This window comes from Rhodococcus ruber, assembly GCF_027270735.1.
GTDB lineage: Bacteria > Actinomycetota > Actinomycetes > Mycobacteriales > Mycobacteriaceae > Rhodococcoides > Rhodococcoides rubrum_A.
This window is the reverse complement of sequence record NZ_JAPWIJ010000027.1, coordinates 1-2,016: the sequence shown is the minus strand read 5'-3', so window position 1 is coordinate 2,016 and position 2,016 is coordinate 1. Positions and strand designations below refer to the sequence as shown.

Annotated in this window: 4 protein-coding genes and 1 pseudogene; 4 read left to right on the top strand and 1 reads right to left on the bottom strand. The window is 61.9% G+C overall.

Annotated features, from left to right (window positions below; translation table 11 throughout):
- A partial coding sequence (locus tag O4220_RS27655) for a hypothetical protein (RefSeq protein WP_269608742.1) occupies window positions 1-202 on the top strand: 202 nt, incomplete at its 5' end.
- Window positions 203-235: 33 nt separating this feature from the next.
- Here the strand turns inward: O4220_RS27655 and mftM are convergent.
- On the bottom strand, window positions 236-1,063 hold the full coding sequence (gene mftM / locus O4220_RS27650; RefSeq protein ID WP_269608741.1) for a mycofactocin oligosaccharide methyltransferase MftM: 828 nt from the start codon (window positions 1,061-1,063) through the stop codon (window positions 236-238).
- Window positions 1,064-1,358: 295 nt separating this feature from the next.
- On the opposite strand from mftM, the gene mftA reads away from it, so the two are divergent.
- The 3 genes and pseudogenes from mftA to O4220_RS27635 form a co-directional block, all read left to right on the top strand.
- On the top strand, window positions 1,359-1,472 hold the full coding sequence (gene mftA, locus O4220_RS27645) for a mycofactocin precursor MftA (protein ID WP_080730438.1): 114 nt from the start codon (window positions 1,359-1,361) through the stop codon (window positions 1,470-1,472).
- 2 nt (window positions 1,473-1,474) lie between these two features.
- Window positions 1,475-1,759, top strand: coding sequence for a mycofactocin biosynthesis chaperone MftB (mftB, locus tag O4220_RS27640; RefSeq protein WP_269608740.1), 285 nt, complete (start codon window positions 1,475-1,477; stop codon window positions 1,757-1,759).
- Window positions 1,760-1,793: 34 nt separating this feature from the next.
- Window positions 1,794-2,016: pseudogene (locus tag O4220_RS27635) on the top strand (mycofactocin radical SAM maturase); the annotation flags it as partial.

The following is a 2,016-nucleotide window of genomic DNA, read 5'->3' as shown; positions in this document are numbered from 1 at the left end:
CGGCGGCGCGATCCTGTGGACCTCCACCTCCAAGACCACCCGCATCACCCTGCCCGCCAACGGCACAGCCGTACCCATCCTCGGCAACGACCTGCGACCACACATCCCCACCAAACCCAGACGATCCGGCATTATCGCCTACCCCAACCCACCCGACAACCTTGAGCCGACATCCAAAGACAACGAAGAACCGCCGTTCTAGGTGTGCGGGTTCACGGCCCGGCGCAGAACGTCTTCAGGTGAACTGTGGTGCGGTGACCTTGTCGATCATGAGCCATCCGCCGTGGTGTTCCGAAGTCTCGAATTCTGCACCTGTCGACCGACCGAGTTCGCCTAACGCAGCCTCGTCGAACGTGCGGACGTGCCCGTGGCAGGCGGTGGTCTCGGTCTCGAAGGGAACAGCAATTACTACTCGCGTGCGTGCGATACGGAGCGCTTCGGCAACGATCCGAGAGCCTGTCTCGGCGTCGACATGCTCGAGGAGATGCAGCGCTGTCACGGTATCGACACTGTTGTCCGCGACTGGAACATGGGCAGCATCACACACCATGGTGCCGAGCGTGATCCCGAGATGCGGGGCAACGGTGGCGAGCAGGCGCATGGTGCCGGCGGAGAGGTCCGTCGCAGTCACCGAGTGGCCCTTCATCGCCAGTCGCAATGGAAAGAAGCCGAAGCAGGAACCCAGGTCGAGCACCGAACCGACGATGAAAGTCTCTGCGCGCTCATGGACGGGAGCGAAATCGGCGGTGCCGCCGAGCAGATCGTCCAGCGAGTTGCGATAGTAGGTGGACCACGCGGCGATCGGATCTGTGACAGTGGTGCGGACGAGTCCGACCACTAACAACTCGAACTCGCGCTGCGAGAGACCCACGTGCCGGGCCTGTGCGGTAACCATCGGAACGAGGCGCTCGCCGATCTCGGCCGACGTCAGGCCGTGACAGACCTGCACCGTCGAGCCCGCACGGACAGCGTCGAATTCGAGTCCACGGATATACCGAACCACCACGTTCTCGTGAGCCCACACTGTGTCTGGGCTCGGTGCCAATGCATCCACTTCGGTCATCGGAGTCATTTCTGTTCGTCGTTGGCCCGCGGTCGAACGGGGCTGTCCTTTCGGTGAGGTCGAGCGTGTCACGGAACGGCGGACGAGTCGGCCGTTCGAGGCCAGGTCGGGCCGCTCGGATGCCGTCGACCCCGCGCGCCGGACGGGCCGCTACCTACCCGAACGGACGGTTGATCGCGACGGTCGACCAGTTCCGACCGACATGCCGGTTCGGGGACCGTGTGGGCCGTTAGCGTGGTGATCCGAGACACAACCAATCGGATTGTGACCGAGCATATTTCGCAGGAGGTTTTAGATGTCGAAGAAGAACGAGAACGCTGTGGTCGGTACGGCTGTCGTCGAATCCGATCTGGTCGAAGAGTCGTTGGTCGAGGAAGTGTCGATCGACGGCATGTGCGGCGTGTACTGATCATGACTGCTGCAGTGCAGGACGTGCTCGATCTGGATGTGCGGTGGGTGTTGCATCCGCAGGTGGCGTTGCGTCCGGAGTCGTTCGGAGCGTTGCTGTACCACTTCGGAACTCGCAAGCTGTCGTTTCTGAAGAACCGCACGATCGTGGCGATCATCGAATCGCTTCCCGAGCACTCGGACATGCGGTCGGCGATCGCGGCCGCGGGTATCGATGAATCCGCGTCGGCTCCCTACGTGAAAGCCCTGGCGATGTTGGCCGAGTCGAACATGATCACTCGCCCGTAGAACTGTGAACCATTCGTAGAAGAGGACGGCCCCTATGACTTCCACCCTCGAAAGACCAGCTCCGGTAGGTAAACTGGTCGATCAATTCGAACTCGGTCTCGACGCGCCGATCTGTCTGACGTGGGAGTTGACCTACGCCTGCAACCTGTCGTGCGTGCACTGCCTGTCCTCGTCGGGTCGCCGTGACCCGCGTGAACTGAGCACCGAGCAGTGCAAGTCGATCATCGACGAGTTGCAGAAGATGCAGGTGTTCTACG